Raw genomic sequence first — 22,613 nt, 5'->3', positions numbered from 1 at the left:
CATGCGAAAGCCCTCGCCGCCGCGGGGGTCGCGGATGCGGGGGCTTCGGGAAACGGCCGGGCTGACGGTCAAATCACCCGGCGGCCGGTCACGTAGCGCGTGCTCCAATAACCGGTGGTCATGCTGGAAATCCCGACTCCGTCAAAGGACGGGGAGTTGTGGATGAACTGGCCGTCCCCGAGGTAAATGCCTACGTGGCCGATCTCGGTGGACGAACCGACGCGGAAAAAGACCAGGTCGCCCGGCTGCAGGCCGCCGCGGTCCACGAACGCGCCGGCGTCCTTCTGATAGCGGGTTCCCCATTTGAGCGAGATGCCTTCCTGGCCGAACACGTATTTCGTGAACGCGGAGCAATCCATGAGGGCCGGGGCTTGGTTGACACCGTAAGCGTAATGGGTCGTCCCTTTCAGGTCCTTCGCGTGCTGGATGACTTTCCCGGCCGTCGCCGAAGCCCGAGAAGGCGCCGGTTCAGGGGGCGGGGACGGTAATGGCGTCGGAGGCGCCGGGGCTTGTCCATACTCGATAAAGGCGGGGGAGAGGTAGCCGGTTTTTCCGTTCACCGTGACTTTCAGCCAGTAAGCGTTTACTTTTTGCTGCACATCGATGGCCGTTCCCGGCTTCAACGTCTCGTTTACCGTGCTGCTTGTCGAAGGGGCCGAGCGGAACTTCACGTAGGATTTCACCGTAGCGGGCGATGCGAATGCCGTCGAGGAAATCGTAAGCGATAACAATCCCGCTCCAGCCAATGCAAGCCAATTTTTTTTCAAGTTAATCCCTCCCTATGAAAAATTATACCTGCATTCATAGGGAGGTTTCCTTGCACAAATTTATCCAACCGCCTTACATGGCGCCGTACGTGTGACCCGCTCCGAAGTTGCCTATTTGCTGCTGCATCGGCTGCATTTGCTGCATTTGCTGCATTTGTTGCGTTTGTTGCATCGGCTGGTAGGCATGCATGAACGTTTTGGCGGTGTGGTCGTTCAGCGTGGGAACTTGGTACAGCCCTTGCTGGTTCATGAACAGGAACGTCTCGTACGCTTGGTCGGCGCAGGCGACGGAGCTGTTCATCATCATCCGCCGCAGATGCGGATCGGCGCATTCCACGGCGCCCATCATGGCGTTTTTGGCGCCGTTCTTGTGGCAGATCAGCATGGCGGAGGCGATCTCCTGGTCGCTGAACGTCGTGTTGGTCTCGGGTCCGACCGGCTGCGGGTTGTGAAGGCCGTATTGGATTTGCCCGGGGTTGATTCCGCCCATCGGCTGATGCATGCCCATTTGCGGCGCCGCGTTGTAGTCATGGGTATAAGCGACGATCTCGTTGTAAGACCGGATCGCTTCCTGCCGGTGGCGGTTGATCATTTCCTTCAGTTGGGGATTTCGCGCTTGCTGGGCATACAGGTTGAAGTGGGCAATCCGGTTGATTTTCTCGCAAAGCAGCTCGTGGGCTTCCATCGTCTCGTGGGCGCCGAAAGGCATGGGATTCATCTCCTGTTTTCCGTAATTTTTGGTTGCCGGGATATACGATGTCCTTACGCCGCCGCGCTTATGCAAATCGCGCGGCGAACGGCCGTGGCGCTTATGACCTCGGAGGTCGAGACGATCCCACCCGAGGAATGGTACAAGGGACTGAACGAAGATCCGAAGCGATGCTTGAACCTGGCGCTGCAATTGCAGGACAAGCTCCGCATGATGCAGCAGCGGATCGATCAGTTGACCGAGTTGACCCCGGCCGGGAAGCTCCGGAAGCTGCAAGCCTGGTTCCGCGCGTTCATCTCCCCCGTTCCTTTGACGGACTTGCTGACGCAGGACGAGATCGGCCAGTTCCTAGGCCTCCGGCGGGAGACGATCAACCGGCTGCTGCGCCGTCAAGCCGAGACGAGGCTGCCCGAAGGACCGAAGAATTCATAGTGGATGTCCGATTCGGGCACTCCCCATTCCGTCAGCATGCGATGGACGTCTATCATGAACGGAACGGGCCCGCAGAAGTAAAAGCCCGCGTCCTTCGTCGGCACGATCTGTTGGAGCCAAGCCAGATCGACGTGTCCTTCTTTATCGAAAGCCTTGGAGGCCCGATCTTGTTCGGTCGGGTTATCATAGCACCAGTGCACGGAGATTTGGGGACGCTTCGAGGCGAGCTCTTCCACTTGCTCCTTCAGGGCATGCACCCGGCCGTTCTGCGCCGCGTGGATGAACGTAACGGAACGGTTCGGCTGCGACTCGGCCAGATCCGCCAGCATGCTGACGAGCGGAGTCGCCGATGAGCACGACGGGTCGACCGTCTTCGCGGTCCAAGATGAATTCGCCGGCAGGAGCGGACAGCCAGACACGATCGCCCTCCTCGATCTGTTGGTGCAGATAGACCGACACTTTCCCGTCCGGTTTACCCGGCGCGTCCTCCCGTTTCACGGAGATTCGGTAGTACGGCCGATTCGGTGCGCCGGACAAGCTGTATTGCCGGATATGGGTGTTCGTTTCGCCCGGGATCTCCATTTTCACGCTGACATACTGACCCGGCTGGAAGGATGCGATCGATCCTCCGTCCTCCGGCATCAGATAGAACGAAGTGATCACGTCGCTCTCCCGTACTTTGCGGGCAACCCGGAACGCGCGGAATCCAGTCCAGCCGCCGGATTGCTCCTCGGCCTCCCGGTACATCTCCCGCTCCACGCCGATGAAGGCGTCCGCGATCACGCCGTAAGCTTCCGCCCAAGCGCCGAGGATTTCATCGGTCGCGGCGTCGCCCAGCACGTCTTGGATGGCGGCCAGCAGATAGCGGCCGACGATCGGGTACTGTTCCGGCAGAATGCCGAGGCTGCGGTGTTTATGGGCGATTTGCCGAACCGCGGGCAGGATGGCCGCCAGGTTGTCGATATGCATGGCCGCGGCCAGGACGGCATTGGCCAGGGCGGTCTGCTGCCGACCTTGCTTCTGGTTCGCGTGGTTGAACACGTTCAGCAGTTCCGGATGGCCTTCGAACATCATTTGGTAGAACCGCTTGGTGATGTCCGTGCCGCGCTGCTGAAGAACCGGAACCGTCGATTTTACGATTTGGACCGTTTGTTGGCTGAGCATGAGAACTCCCCGCTTTCATCTGGATTTACCTTAACGGAGTCCAGTATAGATAACGGGGAGCCCAGAAGGTTGTGAATTCGATCACAATGAACTTGTAGGATTTGTGAAATCCTTACGAGCCCGGAATGCCGGCTATCCGTCGTTACTCCGTTTCGGAATGGTTCCGGGTGGACGGAGCGCCGCCCGAAGCCGGCTGAACCGGCTGTTCGGCCGATCCGGCAGAAGCGCCGGCGGAAGTCCGTTTCCCTCCGCCCGACGGACGCGCGCGGTTCCTCGCCCAGGTCAGCACGGAAAAAACCGCCGCCAACGCGAGCATCATGATCTGCATTTTCCAAGGCGCATCGATAAGGTTGCGGGATTCCCACGGCCAATAACGGTTCAAGATGGGTTCTCTCCTTTCGCGTTGCCGAGCTTCCGGATCCCCGCGACGGCGAGGGCGGCCGCGGGCAGCACGAGAAACAGCGGCACCCAGATCTGCAGGGGAAGGTTACGAAATCCAGCCTCCAGGTGATCGGTGAAGCTGTCCGCCATCGTCATGCCCATGAAGAAGGCTGCCGCCGCAGCCGCGGGAATGATCCAGCGGTCGCTCTTCGCCCCCGTCAGCCGGCGGACGCAGAGGACGACGGAAAGCAGGTGCAGGGAAAGCTTCATGAAGGCGTTCACCACCAAATAGATGACGCCGAGCGCGTCGAGGTTTTCCAGGAAATCGGCTAAGCTGGGCAGTTTCAGAAGGGCCAAGGACGGAAGCGTCATCTGCCTGAACACGCCCTCTCCCAATCCGTTGATGCCCAGTACGTCCGTTAACGCGATAATGGCTCCGGCGGCCAGCGTCGCGGCCAGCGTCGTGCCGGCCAAACCGTTCTTCCGGGCGATATAAGTCCAGATCATCGCGAACGAAATGCTTTCCCCGAAAGTTTGCGTGATCCCCAAGGGCCATACGGTATTCCACACCCTTCCCCACCCTTCCGCCATGACCGGGCTGAGATGGTGGGCATCCAGACTTCCCGAAGCGACCAGCAGCACGATCTCCAGGAAGAAAAAAACCATCACGACCGGAAACAGGACGCCCGCCACTCTTCCCACGACTTCCACGCCCGCGTATAGCCCGTAAACGACCACGATCAGGAAAGAGCCCGCGATGACCCAGTCGGGCGTTCCCGACAGAATGGTGATCGGAAACAGGAACCGGATATCGGCGACGATGCGGCCCGCGTCGTACAGGAAGAGGAGGGGATACAGCCAAGCCGCGATCGTTCCCGGCCATCGGCCGAACAAGGCGGGAAACCACTCGACCAGCGTAAGCCCGCCGGTCATCCGGAATAAGGCCAAATAACCGGCGATGATCGCCGCGCCGAGCAAAGCCGAAAGGAGCGAAGCGATCCATGCGTCCCTGCCGGCCCCCGAGGCGAAACCGAACAGGATCGTCGTCCCGAGCTGGAACAGGATCAGCATGGAGAACAGCTGGAAGCGGGAAATCCGGATCAAGCGGGAATCACTCCTTGAGTTGGATCGGACGGTTGGTCAAGCCGGTCCGCAGGACTTTCACGTCGATGCCGACCGAGACCGAAGTTTCGGGAAACGATTCCGGCCACCGGTCCCGGAACGTTTTCTTCCACGCTTGCGGGTGATGGCGGTAGACCGATTTCCCGAATCCGAAGATGTCGGTGCGGAACTCCCGCCGAACCTTCCGGCTGGCCTCGAGGATCCGTTCCTCGATGTCATCTTTCACCCCTTGCTGAATCCGACTCACGTTCCGGGGTTCGGTGAGGCTGAGTCCCGTCGTGTTTTCGTATATATTCAATTTGATCGCGATCCGGAGATGGATGTGCACCCGGTCTCCGCGGACGGAAACTTCCCGGCGAACCCGGATGTCCTCCATTTCCCCGCTGATTTTTCCGGTTCCCCTTCGTGCGGGAATTCGACCGTGACGACGCCTTCATGGACCATTTTCCGGACCCACATGACGCCCCGGCCTTCTTCGTCGTTCAATCGGCCCACCATGCGGTCCCCGCGGAACACCGCAACGCCTGTTACGGCAAGGCTGTCTACCCCCCCGCTCCCGGCTGCGGATTTCTTGATCTCCACGACCGGGGCAAAGGGGGCGTCTCCTTCCGACATCAACGCGTTCAGGAAGTCGACGAGCCGCACGCTGGGGATCAGCTCCCGTTTGAGTTCTTCCCTGAGCACCTCGGAAGGAAGCTTTTCGAATTTGGATTTGAAAGCCAGAACGTCTTCTGCCGAGGTCTTGGAGACGACTAAATAGCTCTTCAATTGCGATTCCCGGTACCGTTCGAAAAAGTCCAGGTAAGGCGTCACGCTCCGGGAAGCGAGCGAGCTTCCCAGGACGATCACCCGGCAGTGCGAAAAGAAAATCTGCCGCGGCAGTTTCTCCTGCAATTTCCGGTACGTATCCATGAGATCGCTGCCCTCCTCGGTAACGACCCATGCGGCGTCGTTCTCGATCTTGCTCTCACCCCCGCCTTGCGCCGAACCGGTGCCGATCAGACGGGGCACGGCAAGCATGAGCGACAGCCTGACGTTTCCCCTTTCCCCTTGATCCAGTCCGGCCGCCGTCACGATCGCGATATCGTTCACCTCGATTCGGCTCCAGCACCCCCCCAGTAACGGAAACAGGATGAAGATGCCCAACCAGAAAGCGGTCTTCCGCACTCGTCCGTTCCTTGCTTCGAACGCCGGCGTCATCCGCCCGACTCCCCGCCGCTCGGCGGCCCGGGGCGCGATCCGGCACGGATGCGCCGGCGGTTCCGTTTGCCGGTTTCTTGCGGCCGGAGAACCATCCGCCACCAAGGAGCGCGGATCATCGAATCCTTCATGCCGTCCGCTTGCAAGGGAACGAGCGGGGATAAATAGGGGACTCCGAACGAGCGGAGTTTGCAGAGATGGATCAGCAGCGCGAGCAGACCCAGGAATAAGCCGTACATCCCCAAAGTACCGGCCAGCAGCATCATCGGAAAACGCAAAAACCGCAACGCCAAACCTTGGGCGTATATCGGAAAGATAAACGAGGCGATGCCCGTGAACGATACGACGATCACCAGCATGGCGGAGACGATGCCCGCTTGGACGGCGGCCTGCCCGATGACCAGCGCCCCCACGATGCTGACCGCTTGGCCTACCGGGCGCGGCAGCCGGATGCCCGCTTCCCGCAATCCTTCGAAAGCCGCTTCCATGACGAAGGCTTCCACGATGCCGGGAAACGGAACGGCTTCCCGCGAGGAAGCGATGCTGAACAGCAGGCTCGTCGGGATCATTTCCTGATGGAACGTCGTCACCGCGATATAGATGGACGGGAACACGAGCGCGCTGAACGACAGCCAGAAACGGAGCAGGCGGGTCGCGCTGGAGACGATGTAATTTTGATAGTAGTCTTCGCTGGCCTGCAGCGAATCCACATACGTGCCGGGAGCGACCAGCGCGAAGGGCGTGTTGTCCGTCAAGATGGCTACCCTGCCCTCCAGCATCCCCCCCACGACCCGGTCCGGCCGTTCCGTATTGAGCAATTGGGGAAAAACGCTGTACGGGTTGTCGGCAATCAGCTCTTCGAGATACCCGCTTTCCAGGACGGCGTCGATCCGGATCCGGCTCAGGCGTTCCCGAGCCTCCTTCAGAACGCCGGGAAGCACGAGGGAATCCAGGTAAACGACGGCCACGGAGGTTTTGGAGCGATCGCCGATCCGCATGAGCTCGACCTTGAGGTCCGTCGTCGCGAGCCTTCTGCGCACGAGCGCGAGGTTGCTTGCCAAACTTTCGGTAAAACCGTCCCGAGGACCGCGAATGACCGGTTCCGATGCCGGTTCCTCCACGGCACGCTTATCCCATTTGAGCAAATTCACCAGGGTGACGGAACGTTCTCCCTCGAGCAAAAGCGCCGCCTTCCCTTGGCATACGGCCTCCGCGGCTTTCGCGATGTCGGTCTCCGATTCCGACCGGTCCGCGTGCAGAAAATCGGCAGGGTCGGGCAAAGGCCCCCGGCTCGGCGCGAAACCGCGGGCCTCCTCCCGCATCAAAGGCCGGATGCATTCCGCTTCCAACCGCTGCTCGTCCACCAAGCCGACGATGAAGATGAAAGTACCGTTCCGGCCGGAATCCAGCGCGAAAGAACGGTAAACGACATCCGCGCATCTCTCGAACACCTGACGGAACCGCGCCAAATCCTGTGCATAAGAACCGCTGATGGTAAGCGCGGAGCCGGAATCCCCCACCGTCGATCCCTCCTTGGGACGGGGTGTAAATAATGGAAGCTTGCCGTTTCTAGGATTCCTGCGTTCCTATGAAAACATACGCGCCCGCATTCCGCCGGCTGTTCTCTCCCCTCTGCGCTCGAAAACGCGAAGAAAGCCCCGACCCTGCCCGGTCGGGGCTTTCGATATCACGTACTTTCGAAAAGAGCCGCCCTTCTCGCCGTTGACCGGCCGACGCGCCGGCCGACCGCCCTAGTCCGCCAAGCCGAGCGGCGTCGGCAAGCCGTCGATGCTGCGCGCGTTTTTCTCTTTGCGGTATTGGACGAGTCCTTCATCGCCTTTCTGGACCGCCCAGCGCTGTAGCGTATCCCGCTCTCCGGCGTAATCCATGAACGGCACGGCGTAACCGCATGCTGTCGTGACCAAATGGATGTCGACCTCGATGATTTGCCGGGCTCCGGGCACCGAAGGGAATAGAGGGACCAGGTCATCCCACTCGGCGGTCCCGGGCAGGATGACCGTTCCCCGTCCGTACAGGCGCAGGATATTGGGCGGGCCCTCGAAGGCGCAGAACATGAGCGTGATCCGCCCGTTCTCCCGCACGTGCGCGCTCGTCTCGTTGCCGCTTCCGGTCAGATCCAGATAGGCCGCCCGGTTCGGTCCCAGAATCCTCAGACTGTCGTACCCTTTAGGCGATAAATTGACGTGTCCCTCTCCGGACAACGGCGCCGTACCGACGAAGAACAACCGCTGCTTGCGGATGAACTCCTCATGCTCCGGCAGCATCGCTTCGAATTTTTTCCCCATTCGTATTGCCCCCTCTCCCGATTTGAAAAGACTACACCGTTTGGCGGATCTGCTTGCTCCTCAGCTGGCCGCAGGCGGCGTCGATGTCGGTTCCGTGCTCGATGCGGGTTGTGCATTTGACGCCTTGCTTCTTCAGCGTATCGAAGAACGTCCGGATCGCCTCCTGCGCGCTCCTCCGATACTGGCTGTGTTCGTCGACCGGATTGTACGGGATCAGGTTCACGTTGATGAACCGCCGCCGATCCCCGATCAGTTCCGCCAGCTCCAAAGCGTGCTCGGGCCGGTCGTTGACGTCTTTCAGCAGAATATATTCCACCGTGATTCTCCGGTTCGTCTTCGCGAGGTAATAATCGATCGCGTCCATCAGCTTTTCGATCGGAATCGCCCGGTTGATCTTCATGATCCGGGAGCGCAGCTCGTTGTTGGGCGCGTGGAGGGAAACCGCGAGATTGACGCCCGGATCGTCGTCCGCGAACTCCTTGATCTTGTCCGCGAGTCCGCTGGTGGAGACGGTGATGTGGCGGGGGCCGATGGCCAGCCCTTTGGGGTCTTTGACCACCGCGAGGAAATCCCGCAAGTTCTTCATGTTGTCGAACGGCTCGCCGATGCCCATCACCACGATATGCGTGACGTTCTCGCCTTTGCCCTCCCGATCCAAATACAGCTGTACCTGCAGGATCTGCTCGACGATTTCGCCGGCGGACAAGTCCCGGCTCTTGGCGAGCAGCCCGCTCGCGCAGAAGCTGCAGCCGATGTTGCAGCCCACCTGCGTCGTCACGCAGACGGACAAGCCGAAGCCGTGCCGCATGAGCACCGTTTCGATCAGGTTGCCGTCCGCCAGCCGGAACAGGAACTTCACCGTGCCGTCCTTGGACACCTGCTTCGTGTGCTCCGTCAACGTTCCGAGCTCGAAATGTTCCTTCAGCAACCCGAGGCACGTCTCGTTCAAGTCCGCCATGTCCGCGAAATCGGTCGCCCGCCTGCGGTACAACCAATCCCAGACCTGGTGTGCCCGGGATCGTTTCTGTCCGCGTTCCGCCAGCCAATCGGCCAGCTTCTCCTGCGGAAATCCGTACAAGGAAACTTTCGCCATTCGTCGTTCCTCTTTTCGAAGCTTGGTGGGGTTATTATAACATTTGCCTGCGAACCTGCGTAACATCCCGGAACGAAAACAAAAACCCTCCGGAATGGAGGGTTCTCGCCGAGTTTGCTTTCCGTATTTAGCCGGACTGCCGGTTTCTCTCCGCCAGGTACGTACTCACCCATTCCGGATGCTTCTGCGCCTGCTGGACGAATTGGACGAGCAGCCGGCTCCAATCCCCGCCGTTCTCCAGCGCTTCTTGGAACTTGCCGTACCTTTCCGGATCGACCCGCTTCATCCATTCCGCCGGATTCACATAATCGTTCGGAGCGCCCTGCGGCTTGTCCGGAATTTCGACGCGGCGGGCGGGCCGATGCTCGATCGCGCCTTCCGCCAGCTGACGGCCGGCGTCGCTGATCTCCAGCAAGTCATGGTTTTCGCGCGTGACGGGAAGTTGGGCGGATTCCAATCGAAGGTCGGCCTCCGGCTTCCTTGCCGAAGCGTACAGGTTGGGGACGACCGCCGCCCATGGATTCTGGGAGATTTGCATGTCTTTTCCTCCGGTGGATATCGTTCTCTTTCTTATATCGGACTTACTCTCCGCCGAATTGAGCGTATTTTACTTCCCTTCCCGAACGAACCTCTCGATCCGTTCTTTCATCGCATCCCGGACCGCACGGAACCGCGCCATGATCTGTTCCTCCGTGCCCGTGGCTTTAGCGGGGTCGTCGAAGCCCCAGTGCCATTTGGTCGCGTTCGGATTCGAAATGACGGGGCAATGCTCGTCGGCGTGACCGCAGAGGGTGATGACGTATGTCGCGCGATTCAAAATTTCCGGATCCATGACGTCCGACGTATGATGCGAAATGTCCACACTGGCTTCACTCATCACCTGAACAGCTCGCGGATTAAGGCCGTGCGCTTCCAAACCCGCGCTTTTCACTTCGAATCGATCGCCGCCCAGCGCCTTCAGAAAACCTTCCGCCATCTGGCTCCGGCACGAATTCCCCGTACACAAAAAGTAAACAAGCGGCTTATCCATTCTTGCATTTCTCCTTTATCGGACGAGTTTTTAATGAATGACTTTGAGCCAAAGATAGAGACCCGAAAGCGTAATGAACAAGACGGGTACGGTGAGAACCATGCCTACCCGGAAGTAATAGCCCCATCCGATTTTGACCCCTTTACTCGAAAGCACATGCAGCCAGAGCAAGGTGGCCAGCGAACCGATCGGCGTGATTTTGGGCCCGAGGTCGGATCCGATGACATTCGCGTAAATGAGCGTTTCCCGCCAGACTCCGGTTGTTTGGGTCCCTTTGATGGCCAGCGCATCGATCATGACCGTCGGCATGTTGTTCATGATGGAGGAGAGGATGGCCGCGATAAAGCCGCCGCCGACCGCCGCCATGTACAACCCTTGATCCGCCGCCCACTGAAAGGCTTTGCCCAGCTCATCGGTTAATCCCACGTTTCGAAGTCCGTACACGACGACGTACATGCCGATCGAGAATACGACGACGGACCAAGGCGCGTCTTTCACCAGGTTCCATGTAGGAATTGCGGGACTTCTTCTAGCCAGCATCAAGAAAATCAACGCAACGACGCCGGCAATTAAGGATACCGGAATATGAACGAATTCACTGCACAGGTAAGCCGCCAGCAGTACCGCCAACACCACCCATGAGACACGGAACAGGCGCAGATCCTTTACGGCTTCCATCGGCTTTTTCAGTTGCGCCAAATCGTATTGATTCGGAATGTTCTTGCGGAAATAGAGGTACAGAACAAGCAAACTCGCCGCGATGGAGAATAGAGCGACAACGATCATCCTGCCGGCGTATTGCACGAATTCGATGCCGAAAAAATCGGCGGAGACGATATTGACCAGATTGCTCACGACAAGCGGCAAGGATGCCGTATCGGAAATAAATCCGCTTGCCATAATGAAAGGCAAAACCATCCGGTCATCGAATTTGAGGGCCCGAACCATGGCGAGTACGATCGGAGTTAAGATGAGCGCGGCTCCATCGTTTGCGAAGAACGCGGCAACGGCTGCTCCAAGCAAGACGACGTATACAAACATCCGTTTGCCGTTGCCTTTGGCAGAGCGGGCCATGCGCAAAGCGGCCCATTCGAAAAATCCGATTTCGTCAAGGATTAAAGAGATGAGGATGACAGCAACGAAAGCGAGCGTGGCGTTCCACACAATTCGGGTAACATCCCATACATCTTGGAAGCTAACGACTCCGGCAATGAGGGCGACGATCGCCCCGCCGCAGGCGGACCAGCCGATATTCAGCCCTCTGGGCTGCCAGATGACGAAAACTAATGTGACGAGAAAAATGGCGGATGCGAGAATCAGCATGTTGCCTCCCGGGTTAATCGCAGCTCTGGGGCTTGGATGCGTCGATACGTTCTCTCATGGAAGGAAGCTCCGCAATCACTTCTTTAAGCATCGGCTTATCCTCCACGTTCAACGAATAGTAGATCCATTGACTTCTGCGGGTCTCATTAACGAGTCCGCCGGTCTTCAATTTCTTCAATGCTGGCTTACGTTCGGCTGCGTAGTCTGAAGAATTTCAACGATATCGCAGACGCACATCTCTTTTTCCTTCAGCAAAGCCAGGATCGTCAACCTGGTTTTGTCCGATACGAGCTTCAATTGTTCGGTAAGTTCATCGAACGATGGCATTTTGCATCCTCCTTCCCTTTGGTCGACGAGTCTATTCCATCATATAATCGGATTGTTATATTAGTGTTAACTTATAAAGCGTTACTTGAACATTTTAGTTATTGATCAAATATTTTTGATTTAGCATTGATTGAGCCGCACCTTCCGTGGTAAGATCTGTTCATCAAATTATTTTGATTAAGGTGAGTGGTTCCGACATGATGAATCTTTACGGCACTCCGTATCTGATGATTCAAAAACAAACGGAAATCGAACAATCAGCCCTACAGGCTTGGAAATGGACAAATCAACCTGAACAAGTACCGAAAAAGCAAAACAAGCGTACGAATTCCGCCGCGGTAAACCCGGTTGCCGCTTGTTGCCCTGCACCATGCTGCTGAAGGTGAGCTTATGCTGAAAGAACTTCCGTTATTGAATGAATCAAACGCGTCCGTCGATTTCTCGGCGTATGAAAGCAAATTCAAGGCGCTCGCCGATCAAAAACGGCTTCAAATCATGTATGAACTGACCCAACGGGGCAACATCTGCGTCTGCGACTTATGCGAAGTGTTCGAAATGCCGCAATCCAAGATTTCGTATCACCTGAAAATATTGCTGGATGCGGGGCTTATCAAGCGCGAAACCAGAGGAACTTGGAGTTACTACGAGTTGAATCAACAGGAAGTGAATCGGTTGCTCTCGCCGGAGTTATGCTGTATTTTCAGGCGTTCCGACGATCGGCAAACCGAATGCTGTTCATCGAATCCAAAACCGGAGGGATCCGAATGAGCCAAGTTCAGCACGACGAGGTCCGTCAATTCGTCCGCAACCGCTATAAAGAGATTGCGTTGCAGGATGCCGGGGGCGGATGCTGTTCGCCGGCATCGGGTTGTTGTCATACCCCGGAGGATTTCAACGGGGTTTCCTCCCGACTCGGCTATTCCGACGAAGAGCTTGCCTCCGTTCCGGAAGGCGCGAACTTGGGGCTGGGCTGCGGAAATCCGCAAGCGATCGCTTCTTTGAAGCCGGGGGAAGTCGTGTTGGATCTGGGCAGCGGCGGCGGCTTCGATTGTTTCCTGGCTGCTAGACAAGTTGGGGAAACGGGGAAAGTCATCGGCGTCGACATGACGCCGGAGGAAGAATCCAAGTCATTCATCCAAGATTGGATCCCTGGCGCGAATATCGAGGATTACATTGGATCTGCCGTCATCACGGCGGATAAGTAAAACCATGAAAAGACTACCCAATCGTTGGATTGCGGTAGTTTTTCGTTGATTTGCAACCCTGCACTACATTACAATAACGTAAACGCTGATTACGCAAGGGGAATACGCATGAAATACATTAGCACTCGGGGACAAGTCGCTCCGACCGGATTCATCGATGCCGTGCTCATGGGACTGGCCGACGACGGGGGCCTGCTCGTTCCGCAGAGCGTGCCGAAAGTGACGGCGGACACGCTCCAGGCTTGGCGGAAGCTGTCTTACGCGGACCTGGCGCTGGAGGTTTTCTCGCTGTATGCGGGGGGAGAAATTCCCCGCGAGGAATTGAAGAAGCTGGTGGACGACAGCTACGGGACGTTCCGCCACGAAGAAGTGACGCCGGTCCGGAAGCTGAACGACAACCTATACGTTCTGGAGCTGTTCCACGGACCGACGTTCGCTTTCAAAGACGTGGCGCTGCAATTCCTGGGCAACCTCTACTCCTATATCTCCCGCCGGACGAAGTCGATCATCCATATTCTCGGCGCGACCTCGGGCGATACCGGCGCTTCGGCGATCGAGGGCGTACGCGGCAAGGAAGGCATCCGCATCTGCATTCTGCACCCGCATAACAAGGTCAGCAAGGTGCAAGAACTGCAAATGACCACGGTGGACGACGCCAACGTGCTAAACCTGGCGGTCGAAGGGACGTTCGACGATTGCCAGCGCATCATCAAGGACCTGTTCGCCGACGTGGGCTTTAAGCGCAAGTACCACCTGCGGGCCATCAACTCGATCAATATCGCCCGGCTGCTGGCTCAGACCGTGTACTACTTCTACGCCTATTTCCGGCTCGAGGAGCAAGGCGTCAAGGGGAACGTCAGCTTCAGCGTGCCGACCGGGAACTTCGGGGATATTTTCGCGGGGTATTTGGCCAAGCGGATGGGGCTTCCGATCCACCGGCTCCTGCTGGCGACGAACGAGAACAATATTCTGGAACGTTTCGTGAACGAAGGCGTCTACCAACCCGGTGAATTCCGGGGCACGTACAGCCCGTCCATGGACATCCAGGTGGCCAGCAACTTCGAACGCTACTTGTATTACCTGTACGGAGAAGATGCCGCGGCCGTCGCCTCGCTGATGGCCGGGTTTAAAGCGGAAGGACGCATCGAGATTCCCGCGGAGAAACGCAAGCAGGTGCAGGCCGACTTCGCGGCTTACGGCGTACGGAACGAGGAGTGCCTGGATACGATCGGCGGTTATCACGGACGTTACGGCTATTTGTTGGATCCGCATACCGCCTGCGGCGTCGCGGCCGTAGACAAGCTGGCGGAGCAAGGCGAGGTCGCGGTGGCGCTGTCCACGGCCCACCCCGCCAAGTTCGACGAGGCGATCCGCCTGCGCGGGATTCCCCAGACGTTCCCGCCGCAAATCCAAGCTTTGTTCGACAAGCCTCAGTTCCGTACGGTCGTCGGCGGGACGAACGTGGAGATTCAGGCGCGGCTGGAGAAGTTTTTCTGAGGTTGAGCCGCCGTGCCGGCGATGAAACGAACGTAACCCCGCAAATAACCTGCGGGGTTCTTTTATGCCTTATGCCTATTTTTTCGCCTTCCCTGCATGATAATCTTCCCATAGCGGGCCGATGTATGTTTCCAGAGTTTTTACGATGGCGTCTCTTTGCATCTCATCGACATTTCCAACGTCATTGGCGATATCGTTTCGGACTCGAACCAATACGTACAGAGGCGGAAAGTTCGCCTCGCGGAATGCCTTGATCATGGCTTCTTCTTGCGGTGTAATCTCCATCACGCATGGTCACCCTCTCCATTTCGCGGATCACACCCTCCATGATAAACCATGACGCTAATGTCACGGTCAAGCGGCAATAATGAAAAAACCACTCGCGAAGGAGTGGTTTTTTACGTGTCCGAACGGCTTCGCCGCGTTTATTGAAGAGATTCCAAATGCTCCTCCAGACGGTCCCACGTTTGCGAGATGCCTTGCTCCATGCCCATATCCAACACTTTCTGGAGCTCTTCCGGAGATACGTACCGGGTTTTGCACACGAGTTTCGTCTTGCCTTCGTAATCCAGAAACGTGTTCGTGGCGTCGGCCGCGGGCATCCCGGGCACTTCGTTGCCTTCGGGATCGGAGAAGTAGTCCGTGTAGTCGATCTTCTCTCCATCCACGATATCGCCGTAGATCGACTTGCCCCAGGATTCCATGCCGTAAAAGTCCCCGAGGTTCTTGTCCATGCATTTCATGCAGTAGTGCCAGCGGCCGCCCGGACGGAAATCGATGTCGCAATACGTCAGCTCCCAGCCGCGGGGGCCCCACCAACGTTTCAGGTGCTCCGCTTCGGAGAAGGCTTTGAACACCAGCTCGCGCGGCGCGTGAAACACGCGCTCCAGAATCAATACGTTGCCTTCCACTTTGGCCGTCATGGCATTCGACATCGGAGGATCCTCCTAAAATAGTGGTTGTGCTCGGATGCAATCACCGTGCTCATGCCCGTAATATACCACGAGTGGAATATTCCTGTAAAGGAATTAAAATCAAAGGCGTACTTTGCGTTTCCCGAATCGGCCTTGCCAGCGCCCCAGCAGGGCATCGGCGAGAATCGCCAGAGCGGCCGCCGGAATCGCGCCGGCGTAAATCTTCACGTCGTTGCGCATGTTGAGCCCGGAGTAGATTTCCCGGCCCAGCCCGTCTCCGCCGATCAAGGGAGCCAGCGTCGCGACGCCGATCGCGATGACGGCGGCCAGCCGGAGCCCGGCCGCCAGGAACGGCATCGCCAGCGGCAGCTGCACCTTCGCGAGCAATTGCAGTTGGCTCATGCCAACGCCTTTGCCGGCTTCCGCGATCCCGGCGTCGACCTGCTTCAAGCCGACGTACGTGTTGCGGATGATCGGCAGAAGCGAGTACAGGAACAAGCCGACGACGATTGTCTTGAAGCCGAGCCCTAGCACGATCATGAGCAGCGCCAGCAAAGCGAGGCTGGGCAGCACCTGAACGACGTTGGCCGCAGCCAGGATGACGGGCGCGAGCTTCTCGCGCCGGGCGCACAGGATCCCGAGCGGAATGCCGACGATCAGCGCCAACCCCAATCCGCACAGCACCATGACGACGTGATCCCACGTCAGGCTCAGCAAGTGGGGCCAGTTCTCCCGAACGTACTCCAGCAGCCCCGCGAATCCGCTCCGATTCATGGCTTCTGCCTCCTTCCTTTATTTCAGCAATCCGTTTTTCTTCAGGAACTCGGCGGCGACGTCATGCGGACTCCGCTTGTTCACGTCCACCTCGTAGTTGAGGCCCGTCATCGCGGCGGCATCGATTTTGCCGATGAGCAGCGGGATGACGTCGTTCAAAGCCGGGAACTTCTCCAGCGTGTCCTTCCGGATGACCGGAGACGCGTCGTAAGGCGGGAAGAACTGCTTGTCGTCCGCCAGCGTCTGCAGGTTGTACTGCTTGATGCCCGGATCGGTCGTATAGGCAAGCACGACATCCACCTTCTTGTCCGCAACCGCCTGATACACCAGCGAGATCTCCATCGGGAACGTCTTGGCGAATTCGAACCCGTACGTTTTGGCGAACGCCTTGTAGCCGTCGTTGTCCCGTTCGAGCCATGTGGTGTCGACGCCGATTTTCATGTCCTTCGCCAGGTCTTTCAGGTCGGACACGTTCTTCAAATGGTATTGGTCCGCCACGTCCTTCCGCACCGTGAACGCGTACGTATTCTCGAAGCCGTAAGGATCGAACCATTGGAAGCCGTACTTCCGATCGAACCCTTCCTGCGCCTGCTTCAGCACTTCCGTGCGGTCCTTCGTATCCTTGATGTCGAAATAGCCGTTGAAAATTTCCCCGGTGTACAAAGTCGCCATCTGGATGTCGCCCTTGTCCATCGACTTAATGACGATCGGACTGGCCGCCAGATCGGGCACGATCTCCACTTTCGCGTCCGTGCGGTCCTCGATCAGGGCTTTGTACATTTCGGCGATGATTTTCGGCTCCGTATACGTTTGCGTGCCGATTTTGATCGTGCCGGACGCCGCCCCCTCCTTTTTGCTTCCGCATGCGCCCAGTACCAGGGACAAAGCTGCAATCATGGCAACGATGAAGATTCCTTTTCTATTCATGAGTTCCTCCTTGCGTTCAGATTAAATCCATGAAGCTTCCGGTTTCTTCCCCGCTCTTCTGGAAAACCGTTTCTCCACTGTGCCGAGCACGCGGTCGGACAGCAATGCCAGCACGATCGCGCAGGCCGAAGCGGAGACGATCAATTCTTCCTTGTTGACGCCGATGCCCGAGACGATGAGCTGCCCCAGTCCGCCCGCCCCGATCAGGGACGCGAGCGTCGTCCAGCTGATGATATAGACCGTCGTCAGGCGGATCCCCGACATGATATAGGGAAACGCCAGCGGAAACTGGATCCGGAACAGCCGCTGCGCCGGGCTATAGCCCATGCCCTTGGCCGATTCCAGGATGGCGGTATCGACGGATTGAAAGCCGGCGTACGTGTTGCGAAGAATCGGAAGAAGGGAGTACAGGAACAGGGCGAAAACCGCCGGCTTGACGCCGATGCCGAACAGCGGGATGAGGATGGCCAGCAGGGCCAGGCTCGGAACCGTCTGGAACAGGTTGGCGACTTGGAACACGATGCCGTTCACCGTCTTGTTGCGGCTGCCCGCCAAGTAAAAGCCGAGCGGCACGGCCACGAGAACGCCCAGCAGGATCGAGACCGCCGAGATCGTCAGATGCTCCCGCGCCGCCGCCAGCAAGTCCGGATACCGGTCCCGCAGAAAACCGATATAATCAGCCCGCATGGACTTCCTCCCCCCCTTCCGGATTCGCGTACACGTCCGCCAAATGGCTCACGACGGAACCCCTTGTGATGAGGCCGACGAATTCGCCCTCTCCCCGAACGACCGGGAGGTTGGAGAGCTGGTGCTCGCTCATCAGGTTCAACGCGACGGACAGGGGCGTATTCGTTTTCACCGCGTGCCGCACGGGCGTCATGACGTCCGCCAGCGTTTTGCCCTCGTCTCCGTAATGGTCCAGGACGCGGTAGATGGAGACCGTACCGAGCAGCCGGTTCGACGGGTCCACGATGAGCAGGGTGTCGACGCGTTTCTTCTCCATCATTTTCACGGCTTCGGCCAGCCCCCGGGTCGGCAGCGCGGTGACCGGCTGATCGGCGATCACTTGGTCTACGGTCGTGAACACTCTCCGTCGGCCTTCTTCCTGCAGCCGTTTCTTGCCGATGAAATTTTTCACGAAATCGTTGGCGGGGTGCCGCAGGATCCGATCGGGGTGCCCCGTCTGCACGATCGTTCCGCCGTTCATCAGGATGATCGTGTCGGCGAGTTTGATCGCTTCGTCCATGTCGTGCGTGACGAAAACGATCGTTTTCTTCAGCTCGTGCTGCAGGCGGATCAGTTCATCCTGCAGCTGCTCCCGGCTGAGCGGGTCCAGCGCGCTGAACGGTTCGTCCATCAAGATGATCGACGGGTCCGCCGCCAACGCCCGGATGACCCCGATCCGCTGCTGTTGCCCGCCGCTGAGCTCCGAAGGGTAGCGGTTCCGGTACACCTTCGGCTCCAGGCCGACCATGGACAGCAGCTCGTCGACCCGGGCCGCGGTTTTGCTTTTGTCCCACCTGAGAAGGCGGGGGACCACGGCCACGTTCTGGGCGATCGTCATGTGCGGGAACAGCCCGATATGCTGGATCACGTAACCCACTTTCCTGCGCAGCGCGACGGGATCGAACGCGGCGATGTCCTTGCCGCCGATCTCGATCCGGCCGGACGAGGGCTCGATCAGCCGGTTGATCAGCTTCATCGTCGTCGTTTTGCCGCAGCCGCTGGGGCCGATCAGGACGGTGATTTCCCCCTCCTTCACTTCCAGATTCAAATCTTTCAGCACTTGATGCCCGTCATCGTATTCCTTGTTCACGCCGGTAAATCGAATCATGAAAACATCCTCCTTTTCTGAAATGCGGCAGAGTACCCGGTTTCTCAGTTCGGAAGGCGGTGTAGAGAGCGGCGATTGCGAAAATGAAGGGGGGAGATGCGGAGTCGAATGGAAGGCGGTTCTGTATAACGTACGTTTACTATATCAAATATCCGGATTGCCAACAACCCTTATGATATATATAAGTTGTTAGTAAAATATTAGAATCGCCCGTCCCCGCGCGGCTTCCTTTACATTCCCATGAAAATTCCGCCCATCGGAGTTAACATTTCCCTGCTATTCTCTTGGAGTGGACTTGCACAATGATGGGACTGGGAAGGGAGACGGACGAAGGATGAAGAAAAAGTGGTTGGCGGCATCCGTGCTGCTGCTCGCGGTTTCGGGAGGCGCCGCGTCTGCGGCGGGCATCAGCGGAACGACGGCGGACAAGGTGAACTATTCGAACAACGGGAAGACGGTGACCCCCGCGCAGCCTGCGGTCAACATCGGCGGCAGCCTGTATTTGCCGATTCGCGCGTTCGGCGAAGCGAGCGGCAAATACGTGGACTGGGATGAATTCCGCGGCAATGTGGCGCTGACGGATAAGCCGGCATTGACCGGCAAGTACAAATTGAACGCGCCGGATCTGGCGGAAGGCATTAAAATGGGGATCGGTTCCTCCCTGACCCACGTGCCGGGCGACCCGGACAACGTGTTCTACTCGACCGCGGACCGCGGGCCCAATGGCGATATCGAAGTGAACGGCGTATCGGGCAAGTCTTTCCCGCTTCCCGGTTACACGCCGACGATTTATAAAATCGAGCTGAATGGCGGCGAAATCAAGATTCTGGACAAGTTCCCGCTGAAGGTGAACGGAACGGACCCCGCCAGCGGCACCTCCCTCATCACCGGGCTTCCCAACATCAAAGGACGCGACGAAGTCCCTTATGACACCACGGGGGCAAACGTGCTCGCTTATGATCCTTACGGCGCCGATATCGAAGGGCTCGCGTATAACCAGGCGGACGATACGTTCTGGATTTCCGACGAGTACGGCCCGTCGATCCTGCACGCGAAACGGGACGGCACGATCATCGAACGCATCGTGCCGCAAGGCTGGGCCGCGCAGGTCGAAACCCCGCTCGTCCCGGCGCGCGAGGCGCTTCCGGCCGTATACGACAAGCTTCGCCAGAACCGCGGAGCCGAAGCGGTGGGCATCACGCCGGACGGCAAGTATATGTTCATGGCCATGCAAAGCCCGCTGCGCAACCCGGACAAATCCACGGACAACGCCCGCCAGCTGCGCATCATCAAGATCGACCTCGCCGCCTTGAAGCCGGTCGCCGAATTCGCCTACGTCGCGGAAGACGCCGCCCAGTTCAAGGGTCTGAAGCAAGGCGACATCGTCATCTCCGACCTCGTCGCGGTGAACGAGAACACGCTGCTGATCGACGAGCGCGACAAAAACGCGGGCGACAAGGCGCAGCTCAAGCGGATTTACGCCATCGACCTGTCGGACGCGACCAACATCCTCGGCAAGTACGACGACGCGAAAGCCGCCGGCAAAACGCTGGAGCAAATGGGCGTCGCCGACCTGAAAGCAAACGGCATCCTCCCGCCTTCCAAGCGGACCGTGCTGGACGCGGTCGCCTTCGGGTTCCCTTACGAGAAAATCGAAGGCATCACGCTGGTCGGCGGCAACCAATTGTTCTTCGTCAACGACAACGATTTCGGAATCGGCAGCACGTCGCCGGAAAACGGCACGGAGCTGTGGGCGTTCGAACTGCCTTACGAGATCAAGTAAATCGGCTTGAAGCATAACAACCCAGCCAAGACCCTACGGTCTTGCCGGGTTGTCGCGTTTTCTCTTGCTCTGGGATCCGGTTGGCAAAAGATTTCGCTTTGCTCCCGGATGAGATGCTCTCTCTCATAAGTTTTGCCACAAGCGTTCGATCGTCACGGCGTCGGCCTTGTTGTCATGCACGTATAACGCATATCGGAGCGACAGGGACTCCCCGCTGCGAAGGGAATAAGGCTCATGGAACAGGAACGCGGCGGACAAAAACTGCAGGTCCTTGTAATCGTAAGTAAGGAACGAGGTCGGGAATCGCGGATTTTCCGGATGGTCCATCAGGCAAATGCCGGCATGGCGCGCTTCCGTATATCCGTCCAGCTTGCCGGTGTAATCGCACCAGCGGAACGGGCGTCCGAACGCTTCTTCGGCTAACCGCGTTCCCAGATCGGTCGTAATGTCCGGTCCGAGGAAATTGCGCTCCAAACGGCAGGACAATCCAGCGTACCCTCCCCAAGGCTCCTTCTCCGTGCATGGAGTCCGGTCCAGGATCAAATCAAGTTCCTGAGCCGTGAATTCCGCTTGCCAGCGCAGCAAATAACCTTCCTCCGCCTCCGTAACGCTGACTTCCCGTTTCTCTTTCAACAGGTTCACCCCGTCCTCCGCGACGTAGGAAATCCCTGTTCGGAAGCCTATTCTTCCGCCCTCGAGCGGCTTAAGGAAATCGGTGACGGCGACGTTGCGTTGTCCGTGGTACATGGACTCCCAGAAATTGCGGCCGTTGATGTACTTCCAGGAAAAGAACAGACCCGTATGCCAAAAGTGATCCCAGGGGCGGTAGGTCGTGATTTTCGTGCCGCCCGGCGTGCGAACTTCGCGAAAAGACGGATTGGGATCCCCTGCCGCCCCGTGAATGTATTCCAGCACCGTGACTCCGTTCAAGCGAGCTTGCCACATCGCCTGCTTCTTGTCGTAATGCGATTCGAATCCCATGGCGATCTCCCCTTGACCTCCTGCGGCTTTATTTGTTCACGTTTACGTTTCCGATTCCGTTCACGACCGCACGCTGGGCGAGCACGACGAAGATCATGGCCGGCAGCGCAAGGCTGGCGGACAACGTCATCAAGCGGCGCCAGTCGGTTCCGTATTGTCCGATGCTTTGGTACAATCGCACGGTCGCGGGTTGCAGATCGTTATCCGTCATCATGGTGAGGCCGAACAGGAAGTCGCCCCAGGAGAACAGAAACGTGAACACCACGATCGTCATGATGCCCGTCATCGCATTGGGGATGATGATCCGCACGAAAGCCCTCATCTCCCCGCAGCCGTCGATAAACGCCGCCTCCCGCAGCGAATCGGGCAGCGAAACCAAATAGGAACGCAGCACGAGGATCGAGAAAGGAATCGTGTTCGTACCGATAGCCAGCGCGGTCCCCGCATAGTTATTCAACAGCCCGGTCTTGCTGAATATCAAGAACATGGGGGTGATCAGCATAACAAGCGGAAACATTTGCGTGATGAGAAGCACGAGCAGATAGAACGATTTGCCCGGCACGTTCAATTTGGCCAAGCTGTACCCCGCCGGAATCGCCACGAAGACGGTGACGGCGATCGTAATGAACGCGATAACCAAGCTGTTGGAGAAATATTGGGCATTATCGACGACGATCTTCCAAACCGAAAGGAAGTCAAAGCTTCTCGGAAACCATAACGGAGGGCGGGAGAACAGTTCGGCCCGGGTCTGGAATACGGAGTTCAGCATCCAGTAGATCGGAAACAGCAAAAACACGGATAACAGCGCAAGCACGACCGAGAATCGCTTTTTCATTTGCCGCCC

Annotated in this window: 23 protein-coding genes and 4 pseudogenes; 5 read left to right on the top strand and 22 right to left on the bottom strand. The window is 58.1% G+C overall.

The window, feature by feature from the left end:
- Window positions 1-68: 68 nt before the first annotated feature.
- Together PTZ19_RS06895 and PTZ19_RS06890 are read right to left on the bottom strand one after the other, a co-directional pair.
- Entirely contained in the window at window positions 69-767 is a 699-nt protein-coding gene (locus PTZ19_RS06895; RefSeq protein ID WP_276353324.1) for a C40 family peptidase, read from the bottom strand.
- A 73-nt stretch (window positions 768-840) separates the two neighbouring features.
- Window positions 841-1,476, bottom strand: a complete 636-nt coding sequence (locus PTZ19_RS06890) for a spore coat protein (protein WP_276353323.1) — start codon at window positions 1,474-1,476, stop codon at window positions 841-843.
- An 87-nt stretch (window positions 1,477-1,563) separates the two neighbouring features.
- Between PTZ19_RS06890 and PTZ19_RS06885 the strand changes: the two are divergent.
- Window positions 1,564-1,908: pseudogene (locus tag PTZ19_RS06885) on the top strand (Crp/Fnr family transcriptional regulator); the annotation flags it as partial.
- Here the strand turns inward: PTZ19_RS06885 and hmpA are convergent.
- The 12 genes and pseudogenes from hmpA to PTZ19_RS06825 all read right to left on the bottom strand — a co-directional run bounded on the left by hmpA (window position 1,866) and on the right by PTZ19_RS06825 (window position 11,854).
- Window positions 1,866-3,072 (bottom strand): annotated as a pseudogene (hmpA, locus tag PTZ19_RS06880) (NO-inducible flavohemoprotein). The pseudogenes PTZ19_RS06885 and hmpA sit on opposite strands and share 43 nt — an antisense overlap.
- Window positions 3,073-3,214: 142 nt before the next feature.
- Window positions 3,215-3,454, bottom strand: a complete 240-nt coding sequence (locus PTZ19_RS06875) for a hypothetical protein (RefSeq protein ID WP_276353321.1) — start codon at window positions 3,452-3,454, stop codon at window positions 3,215-3,217.
- Complete coding sequence (locus PTZ19_RS06870; RefSeq protein ID WP_276353319.1) at window positions 3,451-4,557, bottom strand: GerAB/ArcD/ProY family transporter; 1,107 nt, start codon at window positions 4,555-4,557, stop codon at window positions 3,451-3,453. The genes PTZ19_RS06875 and PTZ19_RS06870 overlap by 4 nt, the downstream gene beginning before the upstream one ends.
- 7 nt (window positions 4,558-4,564) lie before the next feature.
- The gene (locus tag PTZ19_RS06865; protein ID WP_276353317.1) at window positions 4,565-4,903 is read right to left on the bottom strand and encodes a Ger(x)C family spore germination C-terminal domain-containing protein; all 339 of its coding nucleotides are present in this window, start codon (window positions 4,901-4,903) and stop codon (window positions 4,565-4,567) included.
- Window positions 4,870-5,775: a Ger(x)C family spore germination protein gene (locus tag PTZ19_RS06860; RefSeq protein ID WP_276353316.1), complete on the bottom strand. Its 906-nt coding sequence runs from the start codon at window positions 5,773-5,775 to the stop codon at window positions 4,870-4,872. The genes PTZ19_RS06865 and PTZ19_RS06860 overlap by 34 nt, the downstream gene beginning before the upstream one ends.
- Window positions 5,772-7,295 carry a spore germination protein gene (locus tag PTZ19_RS06855; protein WP_276353315.1) on the bottom strand — a complete coding sequence of 508 codons (1,524 nt, stop codon included), beginning with the start codon at window positions 7,293-7,295 and terminating at the stop codon, window positions 5,772-5,774. Before PTZ19_RS06855 ends, PTZ19_RS06860 begins: the two co-directional genes overlap by 4 nt.
- 231 nt (window positions 7,296-7,526) lie before the next feature.
- Window positions 7,527-8,081 carry a pyridoxamine 5'-phosphate oxidase family protein gene (locus PTZ19_RS06850; protein WP_276353314.1) on the bottom strand — a complete coding sequence of 185 codons (555 nt, stop codon included), beginning with the start codon at window positions 8,079-8,081 and terminating at the stop codon, window positions 7,527-7,529.
- A gap of 31 nt (window positions 8,082-8,112) precedes the next feature.
- Window positions 8,113-9,174, bottom strand: coding sequence for a dual-specificity RNA methyltransferase RlmN (gene rlmN, locus PTZ19_RS06845; protein ID WP_276353313.1), 1,062 nt, complete (start codon window positions 9,172-9,174; stop codon window positions 8,113-8,115).
- 127 nt (window positions 9,175-9,301) lie between these two features.
- Complete coding sequence (locus tag PTZ19_RS06840; RefSeq protein WP_276353311.1) at window positions 9,302-9,712, bottom strand: hypothetical protein; 411 nt, start codon at window positions 9,710-9,712, stop codon at window positions 9,302-9,304.
- Window positions 9,713-9,781: 69 nt separating this feature from the next.
- Window positions 9,782-10,204 carry an arsenate reductase (thioredoxin) gene (arsC, locus tag PTZ19_RS06835; RefSeq protein WP_276353310.1) on the bottom strand — a complete coding sequence of 141 codons (423 nt, stop codon included), beginning with the start codon at window positions 10,202-10,204 and terminating at the stop codon, window positions 9,782-9,784.
- Between the two features lie 30 nt (window positions 10,205-10,234).
- The gene (locus PTZ19_RS06830; RefSeq protein ID WP_276353309.1) at window positions 10,235-11,527 is read right to left on the bottom strand and encodes an arsenic transporter; all 1,293 of its coding nucleotides are present in this window, start codon (window positions 11,525-11,527) and stop codon (window positions 10,235-10,237) included.
- 13 nt (window positions 11,528-11,540) lie between these two features.
- Window positions 11,541-11,854 (bottom strand): annotated as a pseudogene (locus PTZ19_RS06825) (ArsR/SmtB family transcription factor).
- Between the two features lie 390 nt (window positions 11,855-12,244).
- Between PTZ19_RS06825 and PTZ19_RS06820 the strand changes: the two are divergent.
- From PTZ19_RS06820 to thrC, 3 genes and pseudogenes are all read left to right on the top strand, one after another.
- A complete protein-coding gene (locus tag PTZ19_RS06820; RefSeq protein ID WP_276353308.1) occupies window positions 12,245-12,622 on the top strand; it encodes an ArsR/SmtB family transcription factor in 378 nt (125 codons plus the stop codon).
- Window positions 12,619-12,984 (top strand): annotated as a pseudogene (locus tag PTZ19_RS06815) (methyltransferase domain-containing protein); the annotation flags it as partial. The gene PTZ19_RS06820 and the pseudogene PTZ19_RS06815, both read left to right, overlap by 4 nt.
- 183 nt (window positions 12,985-13,167) lie before the next feature.
- Window positions 13,168-14,556 carry a threonine synthase gene (gene thrC / locus PTZ19_RS06810; RefSeq protein ID WP_276353307.1) on the top strand — a complete coding sequence of 463 codons (1,389 nt, stop codon included), beginning with the start codon at window positions 13,168-13,170 and terminating at the stop codon, window positions 14,554-14,556.
- A 75-nt stretch (window positions 14,557-14,631) separates the two neighbouring features.
- Here the strand turns inward: thrC and PTZ19_RS06805 are convergent, their stop codons facing one another.
- The 6 genes from PTZ19_RS06805 to PTZ19_RS06780 all read right to left on the bottom strand — a co-directional run bounded on the left by PTZ19_RS06805 (window position 14,632) and on the right by PTZ19_RS06780 (window position 19,005).
- Complete coding sequence (locus tag PTZ19_RS06805) at window positions 14,632-14,841, bottom strand: hypothetical protein (RefSeq protein WP_276353688.1); 210 nt, start codon at window positions 14,839-14,841, stop codon at window positions 14,632-14,634.
- 140 nt (window positions 14,842-14,981) lie between these two features.
- Window positions 14,982-15,491: an SRPBCC domain-containing protein gene (locus tag PTZ19_RS06800; RefSeq protein ID WP_276353306.1), complete on the bottom strand. Its 510-nt coding sequence runs from the start codon at window positions 15,489-15,491 to the stop codon at window positions 14,982-14,984.
- 99 nt (window positions 15,492-15,590) lie between these two features.
- Complete coding sequence (locus PTZ19_RS06795; RefSeq protein ID WP_276353305.1) at window positions 15,591-16,244, bottom strand: ABC transporter permease; 654 nt, start codon at window positions 16,242-16,244, stop codon at window positions 15,591-15,593.
- 18 nt (window positions 16,245-16,262) lie between these two features.
- Window positions 16,263-17,171: a glycine betaine ABC transporter substrate-binding protein gene (locus PTZ19_RS06790; protein WP_276353304.1), complete on the bottom strand. Its 909-nt coding sequence runs from the start codon at window positions 17,169-17,171 to the stop codon at window positions 16,263-16,265.
- A 21-nt stretch (window positions 17,172-17,192) separates the two neighbouring features.
- Window positions 17,193-17,858: an ABC transporter permease gene (locus PTZ19_RS06785; protein WP_276353302.1), complete on the bottom strand. Its 666-nt coding sequence runs from the start codon at window positions 17,856-17,858 to the stop codon at window positions 17,193-17,195.
- Window positions 17,848-19,005, bottom strand: a complete 1,158-nt coding sequence (locus tag PTZ19_RS06780) for an ABC transporter ATP-binding protein (RefSeq protein WP_276353301.1) — start codon at window positions 19,003-19,005, stop codon at window positions 17,848-17,850. The genes PTZ19_RS06785 and PTZ19_RS06780 overlap by 11 nt, the downstream gene beginning before the upstream one ends.
- Before the next feature lie 334 nt (window positions 19,006-19,339).
- On the opposite strand from PTZ19_RS06780, the gene PTZ19_RS06775 reads away from it, so the two are divergent.
- A complete protein-coding gene (locus PTZ19_RS06775) occupies window positions 19,340-20,788 on the top strand; it encodes an esterase-like activity of phytase family protein (protein WP_276353299.1) in 1,449 nt (482 codons plus the stop codon).
- Window positions 20,789-20,911: 123 nt separating this feature from the next.
- On the opposite strand, the gene PTZ19_RS06770 is transcribed toward PTZ19_RS06775, so the two are convergent.
- Window positions 20,912-21,769, bottom strand: a complete 858-nt coding sequence (locus PTZ19_RS06770) for a DUF6807 domain-containing protein (protein ID WP_276353298.1) — start codon at window positions 21,767-21,769, stop codon at window positions 20,912-20,914.
- 28 nt (window positions 21,770-21,797) lie between these two features.
- Window positions 21,798-22,604 carry a carbohydrate ABC transporter permease gene (locus tag PTZ19_RS06765; protein WP_276353297.1) on the bottom strand — a complete coding sequence of 269 codons (807 nt, stop codon included), beginning with the start codon at window positions 22,602-22,604 and terminating at the stop codon, window positions 21,798-21,800.
- Between the last annotated feature and the right edge of the window lie 9 nt (window positions 22,605-22,613).

Source organism: Cohnella caldifontis, from assembly GCF_029360585.1.
GTDB lineage: Bacteria > Bacillota > Bacilli > Paenibacillales > Paenibacillaceae > Cohnella > Cohnella caldifontis.
This window is presented reverse-complemented; position numbering and strand designations above follow the sequence as displayed.

Coding starts and splice junctions, on each gene's coding strand:
- rlmN (WP_276353313.1), bottom strand. CDS start 9,174: ATGGCGAAAGTTTCCTTGTACGGATTTCCGCAGGAGAAGCTGGCCGAT.
- thrC (WP_276353307.1), top strand. CDS start 13,168: ATGAAATACATTAGCACTCGGGGACAAGTCGCTCCGACCGGATTCATC.
- arsC (WP_276353310.1), bottom strand. CDS start 10,204: ATGGATAAGCCGCTTGTTTACTTTTTGTGTACGGGGAATTCGTGCCGG.
- PTZ19_RS06775 (WP_276353299.1), top strand. CDS start 19,340: ATGAAGAAAAAGTGGTTGGCGGCATCCGTGCTGCTGCTCGCGGTTTCG.
- PTZ19_RS06860 (WP_276353316.1), bottom strand. CDS start 5,775: ATGACGCCGGCGTTCGAAGCAAGGAACGGACGAGTGCGGAAGACCGCT.
- PTZ19_RS06795 (WP_276353305.1), bottom strand. CDS start 16,244: ATGAATCGGAGCGGATTCGCGGGGCTGCTGGAGTACGTTCGGGAGAAC.
- PTZ19_RS06840 (WP_276353311.1), bottom strand. CDS start 9,712: ATGCAAATCTCCCAGAATCCATGGGCGGCGGTCGTCCCCAACCTGTAC.
- PTZ19_RS06770 (WP_276353298.1), bottom strand. CDS start 21,769: ATGGGATTCGAATCGCATTACGACAAGAAGCAGGCGATGTGGCAAGCT.
- PTZ19_RS06850 (WP_276353314.1), bottom strand. CDS start 8,081: ATGGGGAAAAAATTCGAAGCGATGCTGCCGGAGCATGAGGAGTTCATC.
- PTZ19_RS06785 (WP_276353302.1), bottom strand. CDS start 17,858: ATGCGGGCTGATTATATCGGTTTTCTGCGGGACCGGTATCCGGACTTG.
- PTZ19_RS06890 (WP_276353323.1), bottom strand. CDS start 1,476: ATGCCTTTCGGCGCCCACGAGACGATGGAAGCCCACGAGCTGCTTTGC.
- PTZ19_RS06765 (WP_276353297.1), bottom strand. CDS start 22,604: ATGAAAAAGCGATTCTCGGTCGTGCTTGCGCTGTTATCCGTGTTTTTG.
- PTZ19_RS06780 (WP_276353301.1), bottom strand. CDS start 19,005: ATGATTCGATTTACCGGCGTGAACAAGGAATACGATGACGGGCATCAA.
- PTZ19_RS06800 (WP_276353306.1), bottom strand. CDS start 15,491: ATGTCGAATGCCATGACGGCCAAAGTGGAAGGCAACGTATTGATTCTG.
- PTZ19_RS06790 (WP_276353304.1), bottom strand. CDS start 17,171: ATGAATAGAAAAGGAATCTTCATCGTTGCCATGATTGCAGCTTTGTCC.
- PTZ19_RS06830 (WP_276353309.1), bottom strand. CDS start 11,527: ATGCTGATTCTCGCATCCGCCATTTTTCTCGTCACATTAGTTTTCGTC.
- PTZ19_RS06820 (WP_276353308.1), top strand. CDS start 12,245: ATGCTGAAAGAACTTCCGTTATTGAATGAATCAAACGCGTCCGTCGAT.
- PTZ19_RS06805 (WP_276353688.1), bottom strand. CDS start 14,841: ATGGAGATTACACCGCAAGAAGAAGCCATGATCAAGGCATTCCGCGAG.